Source organism: Myxococcus sp. CA005 (genome assembly GCF_006518205.1).
Lineage (GTDB): Bacteria > Myxococcota > Myxococcia > Myxococcales > Myxococcaceae > Myxococcus > Myxococcus xanthus.
In genome coordinates, this window is sequence record NZ_SRLV01000054.1 from 15,379 (window position 1) to 30,571 (window position 15,193).

A 15,193-nucleotide genomic window follows, 5' to 3' on the forward strand; every position below is an offset into this window, starting at 1 on the left:
CCGCAGTGTCTCGCGCCGCCCACCGGCCGCTTACGCGAAACGCAAGCTAGGGAGGCACCCCCGGGGCGACAACCCGCCCAAGCAGCAGAGGCAGTCGTTCTTTCAGCAGGCGACGATTCCCGACACTGGTGGCGCGGGGGGCAGGTCGGCGGCGGAAGGGGATGCGCGCACACCTGCGTCCAGCCAACGACGTGCGGCCGCCCGCGCACTGTCCGGTGACGTCTACTTCGGCACGGCCTTGAGCGATGCCTTGCCGTCCTTGATGACGACCTTGAACTCCACCGCCTTCGCGTTGTGCTGCTTGAGCAGCTCCGGCACCTGCTTGCGCAACGTGGCCGCCACCGACTCGTAGGACAGCTTCGACGTGTCCTCCTGGCAGCGGCGCTTCGCGGTGACGTACGCGTCGTAGACGGCACGCAGCTTGTCATCCGCCAACCCGCCTCCGCCGCTCGCCGAGGGGGGCCGGGATGCGGCAGAGGAAGGCGGCATCGAAGCGGGCCGCGACGGCGGAGGGATGTTGCCGGCCGTGCCCGTGCCGGGCGCCCTCGGCGGGGGAGCCATGCTCCCGGCGCCGGTGGCCACGGGCCGCGACGGAGGCGGCGTGCTGCTCGCGCCGACGGCAGAAGTCCTCGACGGAGGCGGCGTGCTGGCCACGGCGCCCGGTGCCTTCGCCGCCATGCCCGGCGGCGCCACCGACGTGCCGTGCGCAGGCGTGCCACCCGCCGCGGGCGTCACAGTGGGCTGCCCGCGCGGAGGTGTCCCCGCCACGGGCGCCACGGAGGGAATGCCTGTCAGCGGCGCAACGGCGGGGGCGCCTCGCAGCGGCGTGCTTCCCACCGCGGGCGTGAGGGGCGCAATGGCGGGCGTCAGCGGCGCGACCGCAGGCGGGCCCTTCGACGGCGCTCCACCCGTGGCTTGGAGAAAGCTGGCGGCCACCTGCGGCTCGTTGACGGGACGGGGGCGGATCAACTCCTCCACCTCCTCGAAGTCCATGTCGGAGATGTCCTCCGGCAACTCGACCACGCCCTTCTGCCCCGCCGTGCCCGTCGCGCCGGCCTTCCGGGTCTCCGCGCGGCGGCGCGCCTTGAAGACATCCCGGCGATAGGTGCCCGCTTCGATTTCCTGGAGCGTGCGCATCCACAACCGTTCGTACGTGAGGAACTTGTTGTACAGGCCGGCGACGCGGAACTTGGCGGAGGTGCTGCGGATGAACGCGCCCTTCAGCTTGTTCATCCGCTTCTTGAGGTCTTCGTGAGCGCGCGACGGCGCCTGACGCTCGTTGCCCAGGAAGTACTGTTCGTAGAGATTGCGAAGGACGGCGACCTCCGCCTCCAGGGCTTCGCACTCCTGGAGGACGGCCTCGCTGGAGCCGGGGTCGGCCGGGGTGGACCTGCCAGCGAAGCTCTTGGATGCGGACTGTCGGGCGTCGGGGGGCGGCATGACTCCTCAGAGTGTCCCCAAGAGGCCCGCGCGATTCAACCTCACGCAGCCGAGGGGGTAGGCCCCAGGCTTTCCGCCTCGCTCTCCCGGCGGCGGCCCTTCTGGGCGAGCAGCACCGCGCCAAAGGTGAACATGCACAGGGAGATGAACTGGCTGGTGGAGACATTGTACCACGCCTCCAGCGGCACCGCCGCCGCCAGCTCCCCCGCCCCCAGCGACTGGAGCAGGCCGTGCAGGGTGCCGCGCTCCACGTCCCCACGGAACAGCTCCACCGTGCTCCTCAGCACCGCATAGGCCATCAGCCAGAACGCCAGGACGTGGCCATGGAAGCGGCGGTAGCGCCGGGCGTACAGCAGCCCCACGAAGAGCACCAGTTGCCCGACGGACTCGAAGAGCTGGGTGGGGTACACCCCCAGGGTGTAGCCCTGCTGCGCCACCCAATCCGAGATGCGTACCGCGCCAGGCGCGGCGTGGTGGAAGATTTCACCCGTAGCTTCCACGACGTACCGCGTGTCCTGGAGTTGGGATGAATACGCCAGGCTGGACGTGTTGCCCACCCCGCCCAGGAGGTCCTGCGCCACCCCGCTGCCGGGGAAGTGCACGGCGGTGGCGGCATGCGCGGGCGCCACGTCCCCCCAGCAGCAACCCGCGCTGAAGCAGCCCAGGCGGCCCAGGCACTGGCCCAACGACACGGTGGGGATGCACACGTCAGCGAGGCGCCAGAAATCCAGACCATGCATCCGCGCGAACACGAACGCGGCCACGGACGCGCCAATCAGGCCGCCATAGAAGACGAGCCCTCCGCCCAGGGAGAACACCTGCGTCCAGTCACGGGCGTAGTCCTGCCAGTTCACGAGCACGAAGAGCAGCCGGCTCCCGCCGATACCGCCGAGCAGAATCCAGACCGTCATGTCCATGATTTGCTCGCGCTTCTTCGGCCCCTCCACGTCCACCCACGCCCCGTCCTTCAGCTCCAGCGTGCGCCATTCGTCCTGCGCCAGCCGGCCCGCCACCGTCACCGCGGTGATGAAGCCCAGGGCCAGCAGCAGGCCATAGGTGTGCACGGGGATGCCCTCGCCCTTGGCACCCGGAAAGGCCCCGGGCGGCAGCGAGTACTGCAGGGCGAACCAGGCCAGCACCGCGCCCACGACGCCATACCCCGCGGCCCGCAGCAGCCGGTCTTGCGCGGACACTGGCACGCGCGTGCCCGTCCGGGCATCCAACTCACCCTCGGCGCTGCGCCAGCCATTGAAGACGACGTAGCCCACCGTGCCCGCGGCCATCGCGTACAGCAGGAGCTGCGACCAGAGCGAAGTGAAGGTGAGGTGGACGAGGACGGGGAGCATGGCAACGAAGGCTACCCTCGTTGCGCGGGCGGGACGACACGCATGCGCGCATCCGGGCCGCCTGGCTGCTCGGCCCGATGCGGCGGCCTAGGCCTGGGTGGGGGCCTGGGCCGGCTTCTCCTTGCGGACGAAGGAGTCGATGATGAGCATGCCCACGCCAATGCAGATGGCCGCGTCGGCGACGTTGAAGGACGGGAAGGTCGCCTTGTCGAACCAGTGGACCTCGAGGAAGTCGATGACGAAGGCCCGGGCGACGCGGTCGATGTAGTTGCCCAGCGCGCCGCCCAGCACCAACGGCAGCCCCCACAGCGCCCACTTCTCTTCCGGGTCCGTGCCGGTCAGCTTGCGGAAGCTGAAAGTGATGAGGATGAGCGCGCCAATGATGGCCACGTGGAAGAGCGGTACCCGCGCCTCAGGCGGCATGCTCCGGAACATGCCCCACGCGGCGCCCGGGTTCTCCAGGTAGCGGATGCGGAAGAACGACTCCGAAATCTCGATGTGCCGCCGGGGCTGATAGTGCATCCCCGTGAAGCCCTTGGGGGGCGGCTCGGAGTACATCGAGGCCAGGCGCTCGCCCAGGCTCTCCTTGCCTTCCATCTGGGTGGTCAGCTCGCGGACGACGAGGTACTTCGTCCACTGGTCGAGCACGATGACGCCAAGGGTGACGGCGAGGAGGATGATGTATTTGCGCGGCACGGGCCGGGACTTACACCAGCCGCCGCCCGCCCGTCACGGATTGGGGCTTTTCGGCGCCCGCAGCGAGTCCAGCAGCATGAGACCCACCCCGACGCTGATGGCCACGTCCGCCACGTTGAAGGTCGGCCAGCGCATCCCCGGCTGGTTGCGCCAGTGCCAGTCGATGAAGTCGATGACGTAGCCACGCAACAACCGGTCCACGAAGTTGCCCAGCGCACCACCCGTCACCAGCGCCAGGGCCACCCGGGCCAGCCGCTGCTCCATGGGCGTGCGCCGGTACATCACGAAGATGAAGCCCATGGCCGCCAGACTCACCACGAGGAAGAAGAGGCGTCGCACGCCCTCGGGCATGTCGCCGAAGATGCCCCAGGCCGCGCCCGGGTTCTCCACGTAGCGGAAGTGCCAGTAGTCCTCGATGAAGCGATAGGGCCGCAACACCCGGTACGAGCCGTCCTCGGGCGGCGGGCGGTTGTCCAGGTTCTGCTCGGTGACGAAGCCCGTCACCCGCGCCAGGCCTTCCCGCCCATCCAGGGCATCCGTCAGCCGAGAGACAGCTAGGTACTTGGTCACCTGGTCTGCGGCGAGCACCGCGACAATCACGAGGAGGACGAATCGATGGGAGACTTTCATGTCGCGCGCCCTCCTCTATCCCGCTCCTCGGAGTCCTGACAACGAAGAGTGCCCACCCGCCCCTTCCCTGTCCGCTCGCTCCATCTCCCGGCCAGCACGGGTTTGGGGCATGGTGTCACCATGCCGCCTGTTGAGCCCGACGTGAATCCTTCAGTCTCCGACACGCCCCCACCCACCGAGGCCGCGACCAAGCCAGCGAAGCCCTCGCTGATGGCCCGCTTCAAGAACCTGATGCTCGAATTCGGGCCGCTGGCGTTGGTGGTGAACTACGTCATCTTCGGCTTGGTAGTCGTGGGCTTCTACGCCGCCATCGAGTTCGGCTTCCAGCCCAGCAGCACCGGCGAGAAGGCGGGCAGTTGGGCGGCGGCCTACGCGGCGTCGCAGGTGGTGAAGCCGCTGCGCCTGGCCGCGGTGTTCGTGCTCACGCCGCTCATCGCCCGGATTCCTCCCGTGGCGCGCTTCATTGAGCGGAACAAGCACAAGTGGAGCTTCTGAGCCGAGGCCCGCGGCGGCCCAGGATGGCCGCCGCGAACCCGCCAGAAAGAGCGTCCCCTCAGAAGTTGGGGACGAGGAAGTCCTTCACCACGCCCATGTGCTGCATGTTGGAGGAACTGCTGTCGCCGGACTGCACCGGGGCAATCTCCGACAGCGGCCGGTAGGTGCGGCTGTCGAGCACCAGCCCGTTGGGGAAGGTGCTGGAGCCAATGACGGTCGCCTGCTGGTACTGGCGCAGGTCCTGGTCCACCAGAATCTGGTCGTAGGGCTTGTTGCGGTTGCTGTTGGTGCCCGTGTTGCCGTTGTGGTCCGCCGGGTGCGGCCCCGCCGTCGTCACGACCTGCCGGAAGGTGGCGAAGCAGGACTCGCTGAAGCTGTCCGTGTTCAGGTCGCCACCGATGACGAGGTAATCGTCCTCGGGAATCTGCGAGCGGACCTCATTGACGATGGACTGCGCCTCCGCGTTGCGGTTGCTGGAGCTGGACGTGAGCAGGTGCACGCTCACCGCCCAGAGGTCGCGGGGACCGGGGATGTCGATGCGCGCCCAGGCGAAGTCCCGGTTGGACACGCGCGGGTCGGGCCACTGGCCGAACTGGATGATGGGCCAGCGGCTGATGATGCCATTGGGAATCTGCGCGCCCGTCTCACGGGAGTAGTGGAAGCCCGGCGCAATCTGATCCACCAGCGAGCGGATGTCCGACGCCGAGTTGCTCCCGTAGTTGAACTCCTGCATCAGCACGATGTCCGGGTGCACGCCCTTGATGAGGCGGATGCCGTGCCCCGGGTCGTAGGACTGGTAGTTGCCGCTGCTGAGGTTGGACGCCATCACCCGGATGGGGGTGTGGCCCGCGTCCGTGCCACCGTCAGTCCCGGCATCCGTGCCCGCGTCCGTACCGGCATCCGTGCCCGCGTCCGTACCGGCATCCGTGCCCGCGTCCGTACCGGCATCCGTGCCCGCGTCGGGCTCGGTGCCAGCATCCGGCTCCGGGTCCACGCCCGCGTCCGGCTCGGGGTCGGTGCCGGCATCCGGCTCCGGGTCCACGCCCGCGTCTTCTTCCTGGGTGCCGCCGTCCGTCTCCTCGTTCGAGCCGCCGTCCACGCCCGCGTCGGTCGGCACGCACGCGTTGCTCGGCACGCAGTGGCCGCCCTCGGCCCCCTCTCCGGACGAGGGGCAGCAGACCGCATCCGGGTGCTCGCACGCGGTCTGCGAATCACAGGCCCGGACGCACAGGTGGCGGTCATGGGACGCGACGAAGATGCAGGATTCGCCCTGCGAGCAGTCTTCCCTGGCGCCCTCGGGGCTGCACTCCGTCCAGAGAACCCCTCCGTCCTCGAGCGGCTGCGGCACCTGAGGTGGGTTGCCCTCACCACACGCCAGGGAAAGAAGGGTGAGCGAAACCGCCGCGCACAGGAGGGAGGTGAGCGTCTTCTTCATGCTGTCGGACTCAGGAGTCGAGAGGGGGGAAATCGCCGACGACACCCAGGTGCGGACGGCGGCGGGAGTATAGGAACCCTCGATGTGACGATCTTGTGACTTATGGCACAGCTGAACGATTTTATCTACGCAGTCACTCCGAAACGTCACGGGAAGTCTGGCGGACCCGGCACGGCAGTCACAGAAACATCCCCGTGAAGCACGGAGGGCCGCGACAACGCGGGCCGGAGGGTGGACATGGGACAGCCGAAGGCCCAGGTGACGATGCGCTTCCATGGCGCGCTGAATGACTTCCTGTCTCCCGCGCACCGGCATCAGACGTTCAGCCACGCGCTGAGAGGCCGCCCGTCGGTGAAGGACCTCATCGAGTCCCTGGGTCCGCCCCACCCGGAAATGGACGTGGTGCGCGTGGATGGCGAGGCCGTGGGCTTCACGCACCGGGTGCAGCCGGGCGCGTGCGTGGAGGTCTACCCCACGTCCATGGTCGAGGAGCCCGGCGTCCGGGTGGGGCCTCCGCTCCAGGACACGCCCCGCTTCGTGCTCGACGTGGGGCTGGGACGGCTCGTGGGCTTCTTGCGGATGCTCGGCTTCGACGCCCTGTGGCGCAACGACTTCGCGGACGACACGCTCGCGCGGCTCTCACATGACGAGGACCGCATCCTCCTCTCGCGTGACATCGGGGTGCTCAAGCGCGGCGAAGTCCTGCGTGGCTACTTCCCCCGCTCGACGGACCCGGCGGAGCAACTGGTTGAGGTGGTGCGCCGCTACGGGCTGACGTCCCGCATGCATCCCTTCTCGCGCTGCGTCGCCTGCAACGCCGCGCTGACCTCCGCCGAGCCATCCGAGGTGGCCGGCCGCATCCCCGAGCGCGTGGCGGAACGGCACTCGCGCTTCCAACAGTGTCCGGACTGCCAGCGCGTCTACTGGGCCGGCACGCACCACCAACGAATGCAGGCCCTGGTGGTCCGACTGCGCGAGCTCGAAGGCGCCCCCTAGGCGTCCGGTTCGCTCAGAACATTGGAACCCGAGAAGTCACCAGGGCGTAACGGAAACCTCGCAAGCAATTGCAACTCCGCAACTCTTGCGAGGTCTCTTGAGACCCAACCCTGAGGTGCGACCCTAACGTTGCCCACGAGTTCCGGCCAGTTACAGTGCCGCCGCTCAGGCATGGCAATTGCCTAGTGAGTAACACTGGTATCGCCCTCACGGGCCGGAGTCCAAGGGAGTCCCGCGACATGGTGCAACGTCCCACAACCCGACGGCGGCAAGGTGGCTTCACGCTGCTGCTCGCCATGGGCGTCGTCACGATGGTCACCCTCGCGGTGCTTCTCAGCTACGGCGTGGTGAGCCGCGAGGCGGAAGTCCAGGGTGATGGCCGCCGCTACAAGGAGGCCTACTTCGCGGCGGAGGCGGGACTGGCCGAGGGGCGCGAGGCGATGCGCATCCGGCTGGGCAATCTGCAGAGCTATTCGTCCGCGCTCGCGGCGATGCCGCAAGTCAACGAACCGGGCCTGCCGGCAGGCGGCGACCGTCCCTATCTCGAGGTCCTTCAAGGGCCAGGCGGGGTCGGAGGCTGGAACTCGCTGGCCATCGACGAGTCGGACTTGGCGCCCACGGAGCGCCAGAGCCCCTCGGGCGATGCCTACGCCGCCTTCCCGCTCCAAACGAACGTGCGCTATCGCGTCTTCGTCCGGGATGACGAGGACGCCACCACGTCAGGTCTCGACGATGACAATGGGCAGGTCTGGCTCATCGCCGTCGGAGAGGTCGTGGGCCGCGATGGAAGCCGGCCCACACGCGCTGTCATCCAGGCCCTCATCTCCAACGAGAACGCGCCGGCCGTCACCAGCCCTGGCCCGACTCAGGAGGGAGGCGGCCCCGCAGGCACCTTCGACGGCTCCGGCACGGTGACCGACGTCGGAAATGAAGTGGACATCACCCCCGCCCCTTGACCTCTCGTTGAGCGCCCCCATGAACCGACTCATCCTGTTGTCCCTCCTGCTCCTGCCGGGACTGGCCAGCAGCGCCACGGATGAAGGCAAGCTCGCCTTCGAGAAGGCCTGCGCCCGCTGTCACGTCGTCACCGCGCAAGGACAGAAGAAAACAAAGGCCGCGGCCAAGGCCCCGAACTCCCGCAGGCGCGGGCCGAGCGTCGACCTGGGCCCCGTGGTCCCGATGCGCACGCCCGACCAACTGCGCGCATGGCTGGCAGGCCCCAACCAGATCAAACCCAAGACGGGTTGCGATACGCGCCTGCTACCCGATGGCGACAGGGAGCTGCTCCTCAGCTACCTGGCGCTCAGCCTCCACCCCACACCTCCTACGCGCGAGGAGCAGCTTCGCCTGCAGCTCAAGCAGGACCTCGCAGCGCGCCAGGCGCAGAAGCAGCGCCAGGCGGATGAACCGTCCCGCCGTTCGCAGGGGAAGAAGTGATGCGCACCCTCATCCAGACACTGGCCGCCGTCACCTTGTTGACCGCGCCGTTGGCCTCCGCCCAGACCACGCCGGAGTCGGCACCGGCCCAGTTGTGCGAAAACCAGCTCGACCAGAACAAGCAGCCCGAATTCAGTGAAGAGAACCTGGAGATCGAGTCATCGACCGTCCTCATCACCGAGGAATCACCGGCCCGGCTCCAGCTCAACACGAACCGCACGGCACTGAACGTCGAGAACATCTACTTCCCGTTCGATCAGAACGTCACCATCAGCTACGTGTACGAATCGGCAGGCGCCTCGCATGCGCTCGGCTACATGTACATGGATGACCTCCGCGTCAGGGGCTATGTCGACAGCAACGGCAACCTCGTCGACAGCAACAACAACGGCATCTTCGACCTGCACGAGGACCTGTTCAACCTCGCGCCCCGGAGCGGCGACAAGGCCCGCCCCTACATTGGCGAGAGTCGGCGCTGCACGCGGAACTTCGTCTCGGACGGAGAGACGTACAACCAGCCCGAACTGGCGATGAACTCCGAGTGCCGCAACACCTTCGACGAGAACCACCGCGAGATCGCGGACGCCCGCCCGGGTTACACCTTCGAGTACAACATCACGGACGTGGTAGGGGCTTTCGCCAACGACCGCGACAACCCCGGCGGGGCCTTTTCAGATAGAGGGCTCTTTCCCCATATCCCCAACCTCCTGGAGCCTCCTTCGGACCGCAATGGAAACCTGGGCCTGGGGCGAATGGTCTTCCTGCTCGCCGACGATGACGACGGCCGCTCCACCTACGGAAACCTGTCGCCGGTCCCAGACACCGGCGACTACCCCGACGGTATCCCTGACTACGACGTCTCCCATTACGACCCGCGGGGGCTACCACGCGCCAACAACCCGGACCGAGGAATCTCCCCCTACGACCGGACCGTGGACCTGGGGATGATCGAGGGCGGGAAGGAAGTCATCTTCTTCGTCGTCGTGTTCTATTCAAGCCGCAATCACGGCCCCAACGAAGGCTACGTCTATCCATGTCTGAAGCAGGACCCGGATGGCCGCTGCGCCCTGCACCTGCGCACGTCCATCAACGTCTTCTTCTCCAAAGCGGCGTGGAACATGGACCAGAACCCCGAGGGCGGCACTATCGTTGCCGAGCGCAACATCGGGTGCCAATACCTGGAAGGCTGCAACCGGGACAATCCCGCCAGCACGCCTGACCAGGCGTGCCGGGTCCAAGGCACCAACGAATATCTCTGTGGCTGGCTGGACGGCCCCATCGAGGAGCAGAACACCACGCTCTATCGCCTCGCGAACGACGAGCTCTACGGTCGGCTCGTGATGCCCATGGAGCGGGTGACGATTCCCAGGCCCGGCGGCGTGCGCAACCCCATGCCGCACGTCATCGTGGGCGCGCCCACCACGGACCCCTTCCGCTGGATTCTGGGCTTCGAAGACATCCCTGGCGGCGGCGACCGCGACTTCAACGACGTGGTGTTCGTGGTCAACAAGCAGAACGGCGGCAGCACCCGCTCCGCCACCGTGTCGGGAGACCTCTCCCCGGACATCGCCAACGACTTCGTCATCACCAAGGTGCGCTTCAAGCGGCAGGACGACTTCGCGCCGGCGCCTCGCACCTGCGCCGGCGGAGCCCCCTGCTTCAGTGAGGACGTCCCGGGGGCGTGCACGCCGGAGGACGGGCCCGAGCCCACCATCGCCTATTCGCTGGCGGTGGATTGCCGCGTCTGCCGTCCCCACCCGGACACCGGGCAGATGGAGTGCGTGGCCAATCCGAATTCACCGACGTGGTTCCCGGTCCACTTCCCCGACACGTCGCCGCCCACGCAGGAGGTGGAGCTGGACATCATGGCCATGGGCTTCACCGGCTCCCAGCTCTGCTGGAAGGTGGACATCACCAGTCCCAACGAGCAGTGCCGCCCCATCATCGACGACGTCGAAGTGGGCTATCAGGCCATCCGCGCCGGCAGCTACTCGCGAGCCTCACCGTCCGCGCTGGCCAACGTCATCGTCTGGGGTGTGAACGAGACGCCGGGCAGCGCCTGGGGCCGGGGTGGGGCATGGCCGGGCTCCGGCATGCCCGCGCCAGGCATCCGCGCCTATGACGGACAGAAGGACTTCACCCTCCGCGGCCGGCTCTACTTCCGCTCGCTCTATGACCCGGAGGAGCCGAGCGTCACCCGGGCCGTTCAGCGGTGGGACGCGGGCAGAGTGATGGCCCTGTCCTTCGGCACCAACGGACATCGCGACGACCCGCTCCAGCGCAAGCTCTACACGATGGGCGCGTCGGGTGGACGCAGCACCATCACCGACGAGATGTCGGACACCAGCAGTAACAGCCTGCTCTTCCCGGACGCGCTCTGCGACGAGGAGCGGAATGGCCGGTACCTCTACGACCTCAACAATGACGGGAAGTGCGGCACGCCCTCCAGCGAGTCCGATGAGAAGCGCATCACGGGCGTCACCAACGACCGCAACTTCCTGCGTGAGTGGCTGTATGGCTGGGAGGACCGCCACGCCCCAGGCACCCGTGACGACCGTCGGCCGTGGGCGCTGGGTGGCATCAACATGTCCACGGTCGCCATCAGCCTGCCGCCGTACCTCGACACCTGGGCCAACAATGCCCGCGCGAGCGAGCGCGACCTGTATCGCCGCAACTTCCTGGAGCCGCTGGCGGACCGGCCGACCGTGGCCTTCGTGGGCACCATGAATGGATACCTGCACGCCTTCGACGCGGGCGAATTCCGCAACTCCACGCATGACCCGTGCAACAGCAAAACCCAGGCACGCGGCTACTTCGAGACGACGACCTGCAATCAAAACCAGATCAACAGCCGCGACTACGGCTCCGGCCAGGAGCGCTTCGCCTATCTGCCGCGAATGCTGCTGAGCCAGTATCGCAACCTCTACGTGCGCTTCAACGGCTCGGGTGCCCTGTCCAGACCCTCCATGGACGCCTCCCCCAGCATCGCCAACGTGGACTTCGGCATCCCCAACACGGCCGCGTGGACTCGCTCGACCACCGCATCGAAGACGCAGGGCGCCAAGACGGTCCTCGTCAGCGGGTCGGGCAAGAACAGCCCCGCCGTCATCGCGTTGGACATCACCCATCCCGATGACGCGTGGTACCCGCTCCCGCTGTGGGAGTTCGACCTGCGGTCCTCGAACATCGAGCACGCCTTCTCCACGGCCAAGGTGACGACCCCGGAGGTGCAGTTGCCAGACAACTCCGGCACGAATCACGCACCCTCCATTGGCCGCTTGGTGTGGGGCTCGGAGGCGGAGGGCAAGTGGACGGCCGTCGTGGGCACCAGCCAGGTGCCTTCGTCGCCGGGCCGCGCTGGCGCCCTCTATCTCATCGACATGAAGACGGGGCAGCCGCTCAACTACGGAAGCTCACCGGCTGGCGCCATGGCAGGCATCATCACCTTGGACACGGGCTCTGGCATCGCCGCGGAGACCGCGCTGGTGGACCTGGACCGAGACGGCAACTACGACGTCATGTACGTGCCGACCACCGCGGGCAACGTCTACCGCGTCAACCTGGACCAGGTGAACCCGAACGCGCCCCTGGGACAGAAGGTGAAGGTCTGCAAGATCGCCAGCGCGCCCGTCACGCTGTCGGACCATGACGACGCGGCCAAGGGACAGGACCCCGTCTACCAGCAGATTCACTCCAACCTGGGCGTGAGAATCGTCCGGAACTCTGGCAGCCCCGTGGTTCGCTTCTACTTCGGCACGGGTGACAACCCAGACGAGTTCTCCGACGGCCCCGAAAACAAGAACGCCTATCGCTACCACCTGCTGGGCTACGAGGACACGGACCCCTCCGGCACCCGCGCGTGCGCGCTGCTGGACCCGCTCTGGGTCCAGCAACTGGACCCGGGGCAGGCGGTGTGGGGCGGCGTGACGCTCGCGGACGACAAGGTCTACGCGACCACGGCCGTCGGAGCCGCAGCGGACGTCTGCAACCTGAGCCAGGACGAGAGCGGCCGGTTCTACGAGTCCGGCCTGCTTCCGGATGGCAACAGCGCCCCCGCGATGACCAGCGCTTCGCTCGGTGGCCACGGCGTGAGCGCACCTGTGGTGCATGACAATCACTTGTTCATCCCCACGGCCACGGGAGAGGTCAAGGTGCAGGGCAGCGGGAAGTGGGGCAACGGCAATGCGAACGGCGGCGCGGCCCGCTCGAAGGTCCTTATCTACGCCCCCAGCCCGGACGGGAGGATGCCGCAGTGACAGCGCTGAAGAGGCGCCAGCACCGGGGCATCACGCTCCTGGAGGTGCTGGCCACCATGGCCATCCTGCTGATGGGCGTCGGAGCGGCGATGCTGGTCGTGACCCAGACCAGCTACTCCAACCGCCGCAGTCTCAGCGCCACCCAGGCGCAACTCATCGCCGAGCAGGCGATGGAGAACATCACGCTGCTGGGCTGCTCGGTGCAGCCCCCGTGCGGCAACCTGGAAGGACTGGATGAGAGCTACGTCCTCTTCCAGACGAGCGCGGGCGCGCTGAGCAACGTGCGTCCCGCCGACCCGACCGTCATCGCGCGTGAGTACCAGGTCGTCGTGGACGTGGACGTCCCCTCCATCCTCAGCACTATCGAGCCGGGCTCCCTGGTTCCGGAGGAACTGCAGCGGGACCTCGTCCCGGGTGTGCCAGACACCGCGGGGAACATCGCCAACGTACGCGTCGTCGTGAGCTGGCAGGAGCAGGAGCGCAGCGACCGGCAGGTGGTGGTGCTCCAGACGAGGATGGCGCCGTGAAGACGACTTTGACGCGCCATCGCCGCCGGTCGCTCCATGGCTTCACGCTGCTCGAGGTGATGATTGCCACTGCCATTGGCCTCATCGTGTTGGGAGCGGGACTGGTCGCGGCCATGCAGATGCAGCGGCGTGCCCTCTTCGAAGAACAGACGATGCTGGCGCAGGTCACCGGGCGCACGGTGAAGGAGTTGATTGCCGCCGACCTGCAGCGGGCCGGCTCAGGCATGGGGAATGCCCCCATCGTCTTCAGTGACACGCGCACCCATCCAGCCATCCAGATGTGGACGGAGCCCGACCTGTCCATGCCGGACTTGACGCGTCCCTTCCCCGAGGACCCCGCCTTCTCGCTGCCGCCCGCGGGGCACCTTGAAGAAGAAGTGTCGGACGTCCTGCGGATTCACTGGGGGGACACGCGAGGCATGGTGACGCTGAGTCCCTGCGCTGGAACCAACGTGCGCGCAGACACACGGACGTTCTGCACGGTTGAGAATCCCTCGCCCAGGCTCCAGCCCACCACCGCGCCGACGACTCCGGCCCTGCTCGTGAATCCCGCCAGGAATCTGGCCTGCCATGTTGAAGTCACCAACGTGGACGCCGCGGGGCGGCGAATCAACGTCGTTCCGGGCACTGGCATCGAGACCACGACGACAGACCGCTGTGGTGACTTCGCCTCGGAGCCGAACTTCTGGAACACCGAGCCCGACCGGGAATCCTGGCGCATCATGCCGGCCCAGAGCGCGACCTACCGCGTGAACTGGGCCAGTGGAACACCGACGCTGGAGTACCTGGGGCCGGGCGCGGCGAACTGGGTGGTCCTGAGCCGGGATGTCGAACGTCTCTCGGTGCGGCTGGGGGTCGCGGCCATCGCACAGCCATTCGGAGGCATGCGCTGGTTCCCGGATGTGGCCAACGGGCGACCGAACGGGCTGGATGCCTGCACCATCACCACCTGCCCCATTGAACAGCACCCCAATGAACTTGTCGCGCCCGCGACGGACGAGGAGCTGCGCCAGCGGCTGTTCCAGCGCGTCCGCGAGGTGGAGGTCACCCTGGTCGTCCGCACGCCACGGCAGGACCGTGAAGCCTTTGACCCGGACCAGCCCATTGGTGTGGATCGGGAGCGGTTCCCGATTGATGGCTTCAAGCGGCGCACCTTCACGTTCCGGGTGATGCTCCGGAACTTCGCGGCGGGTGGACTTCAGCCCCTCCTGACGGAAAATTGAGCATGAGGCACACACGCGGAATCACATTGCTGGAGATGATGGTCACGGTGGCCATCGCCTCCATCCTGCTCGCCGCGGCGCTGATGGGCATCCAGACGCCCGTCAACCGTCAACGCGAGAATGAGGCCACGCGCGAGCTGTGGGCCTCCACGCTCCGTGCCCGGCAGCGCGCCATCTCCACCAACCAGCCCGTGCGCATCGTCGTGGAGGAGAACGTCCCTCGCGGTGATGGAACCTCGCGCACGGTGGCCCGGTGGGAACAGCTCCGGTGCGACAATGAATGGGACAACGCGGGCTGCCCCGCGAACGGCTGTGAGAACACCACCTGCCGCACCAACCCAGCCTGCTGCAGCGAGGTGGGTCAGGACATCGTCATTCCCGTCTCCATGAACGCGTTCGCGATTCACGGGCTCTGCTACATGCCCGGCTCCGGCCGCCCCGTGCGCCCCGGCGACCTGACCTGCATGCGGGACTTTCTCGATGACCTGCCCGCGCTGGACGCCGCGGCCCCGGGCAACCTCCGCTTCGACTTCACGTCGGGCCGGCCGCGCAGCCTCATCCAGGTGGAGCCACGGACGGGCCTCGCCAATGTGATGGACTGCAACCCTCACGCATCGACCCAGAACCAGGCCATCGAGTGCGTGAACTGAGCACTGCCGGCACCTGAAGAGGACCCTCCCCCGGACACATCCGCCGGGGAGGGTTCCACCCA

Annotated in this window: 13 protein-coding genes; 8 read left to right on the top strand and 5 right to left on the bottom strand. The window is 67.5% G+C overall.

The window, feature by feature from the left end; genetic code table 11:
* Positions 1-222: 222 nt before the first annotated feature.
* The 4 genes from FMQ63_RS22995 to lspA (FMQ63_RS23010) all read right to left on the bottom strand — a co-directional run bounded on the left by FMQ63_RS22995 (position 223) and on the right by lspA (FMQ63_RS23010) (position 4,112).
* The gene (locus FMQ63_RS22995) at positions 223-1,440 is read right to left on the bottom strand and encodes an MXAN_5187 C-terminal domain-containing protein (RefSeq protein ID WP_011550509.1); all 1,218 of its coding nucleotides are present in this window, start codon (positions 1,438-1,440) and stop codon (positions 223-225) included.
* 41 nt (positions 1,441-1,481) lie between these two features.
* Positions 1,482-2,786 carry a prolipoprotein diacylglyceryl transferase gene (locus tag FMQ63_RS23000; RefSeq protein WP_020478439.1) on the bottom strand — a complete coding sequence of 435 codons (1,305 nt, stop codon included), beginning with the start codon at positions 2,784-2,786 and terminating at the stop codon, positions 1,482-1,484.
* An 87-nt stretch (positions 2,787-2,873) separates the two neighbouring features.
* The gene (gene lspA, locus FMQ63_RS23005; RefSeq protein WP_011550507.1) at positions 2,874-3,482 is read right to left on the bottom strand and encodes a signal peptidase II; all 609 of its coding nucleotides are present in this window, start codon (positions 3,480-3,482) and stop codon (positions 2,874-2,876) included.
* A gap of 33 nt (positions 3,483-3,515) precedes the next feature.
* Positions 3,516-4,112 (bottom strand): signal peptidase II, encoded by a 597-nt coding sequence (lspA, locus tag FMQ63_RS23010; protein WP_011550506.1) that lies wholly within the window; start codon positions 4,110-4,112, stop codon positions 3,516-3,518.
* 141 nt (positions 4,113-4,253) lie between these two features.
* Here lspA (FMQ63_RS23010) and FMQ63_RS23015 point away from each other — a divergent pair, with 141 nt between their 5' ends.
* Positions 4,254-4,607 carry a hypothetical protein gene (locus tag FMQ63_RS23015; RefSeq protein WP_020478440.1) on the top strand — a complete coding sequence of 118 codons (354 nt, stop codon included), beginning with the start codon at positions 4,254-4,256 and terminating at the stop codon, positions 4,605-4,607.
* Positions 4,608-4,665: 58 nt separating this feature from the next.
* On the opposite strand, the gene FMQ63_RS23020 is transcribed toward FMQ63_RS23015, so the two are convergent.
* A complete protein-coding gene (locus FMQ63_RS23020; protein ID WP_026114065.1) occupies positions 4,666-6,042 on the bottom strand; it encodes an endonuclease/exonuclease/phosphatase family protein in 1,377 nt (458 codons plus the stop codon).
* Positions 6,043-6,279: 237 nt separating this feature from the next.
* Here FMQ63_RS23020 and FMQ63_RS23025 point away from each other — a divergent pair, with 237 nt between their 5' ends.
* From FMQ63_RS23025 to FMQ63_RS23055, 7 genes are all read left to right on the top strand, one after another.
* Positions 6,280-7,038, top strand: coding sequence for a Mut7-C RNAse domain-containing protein (locus tag FMQ63_RS23025; RefSeq protein WP_171452224.1), 759 nt, complete (start codon positions 6,280-6,282; stop codon positions 7,036-7,038).
* 239 nt (positions 7,039-7,277) lie between these two features.
* Entirely contained in the window at positions 7,278-7,994 is a 717-nt protein-coding gene (locus FMQ63_RS23030) for a type II secretion system protein (RefSeq protein WP_225909699.1), read from the top strand.
* A gap of 19 nt (positions 7,995-8,013) precedes the next feature.
* A complete protein-coding gene (locus FMQ63_RS23035; RefSeq protein ID WP_225909698.1) occupies positions 8,014-8,475 on the top strand; it encodes a c-type cytochrome in 462 nt (153 codons plus the stop codon).
* Complete coding sequence (locus FMQ63_RS23040) at positions 8,475-12,731, top strand: DUF4114 domain-containing protein (RefSeq protein ID WP_020478441.1); 4,257 nt, start codon at positions 8,475-8,477, stop codon at positions 12,729-12,731. The genes FMQ63_RS23035 and FMQ63_RS23040 overlap by 1 nt, the downstream gene beginning before the upstream one ends.
* Positions 12,728-13,258, top strand: coding sequence for a prepilin-type N-terminal cleavage/methylation domain-containing protein (locus tag FMQ63_RS23045; RefSeq protein WP_011550499.1), 531 nt, complete (start codon positions 12,728-12,730; stop codon positions 13,256-13,258). The genes FMQ63_RS23040 and FMQ63_RS23045 overlap by 4 nt, the downstream gene beginning before the upstream one ends.
* Complete coding sequence (locus tag FMQ63_RS23050) at positions 13,255-14,481, top strand: prepilin-type N-terminal cleavage/methylation domain-containing protein (RefSeq protein ID WP_011550498.1); 1,227 nt, start codon at positions 13,255-13,257, stop codon at positions 14,479-14,481. The genes FMQ63_RS23045 and FMQ63_RS23050 overlap by 4 nt, the downstream gene beginning before the upstream one ends.
* Before the next feature lie 2 nt (positions 14,482-14,483).
* On the top strand, positions 14,484-15,131 hold the full coding sequence (locus FMQ63_RS23055; protein WP_011550497.1) for a Tfp pilus assembly protein FimT/FimU: 648 nt from the start codon (positions 14,484-14,486) through the stop codon (positions 15,129-15,131).
* Positions 15,132-15,193 lie beyond the last annotated feature (62 nt).